1 protein-coding gene is annotated in these 418 nt (G+C 54.8%); it reads left to right on the top strand.

What is annotated here, in order from left to right; translation table 11 throughout:
- The coding region (locus E3E29_RS11450; RefSeq protein ID WP_277346710.1) for a 3-oxoacyl-[acyl-carrier-protein] synthase III C-terminal domain-containing protein at positions 1-418 on the top strand (418 nt) is incomplete at both ends.

The following is a 418-nucleotide window of genomic DNA, read 5'->3' as shown; positions in this document are numbered from 1 at the left end:
GTTCACCGGAGAGCCGGCTTACTTCCACCACATAATCAACGCCGCCAAGACCCTGATGGAGGAGCTCGGTTTAACCGTTAACGACTTCGACTATGCTGTTTTCCACCAGCCAAACGTCAAATTCCCGCTTACCGTCGCGAAGATACTTGGAATTCCGAAGGAGAAAGTCCTCCCGGGACTGCTCACTGGAATAATCGGAAATACATACAGCGGCGCCACGATGGTCGGTGTTTCTGCCGTTCTCGACATCGCCAAGCCTGGCGACAGGATTCTGTGGGTATCCTTTGGTTCTGGAGCCGGAAGCGACGCCTTCAGCATCGTCGTTCAGGACGCCATCGAGGAGAAGCGCGAGCTGGCTCCGAAGACCATGGACTACGTGAACAGGAAGAAGTACATCGACTACGCCCTCTACGCAAAG

This window comes from Thermococcus sp. Bubb.Bath (genome assembly GCF_012027595.1).
In the GTDB taxonomy this organism is placed as follows: domain Archaea; phylum Methanobacteriota_B; class Thermococci; order Thermococcales; family Thermococcaceae; genus Thermococcus.
The sequence above is the reverse complement of the archived record's forward strand: the minus strand, read 5'-3'. Positions and strand labels throughout refer to the sequence as shown.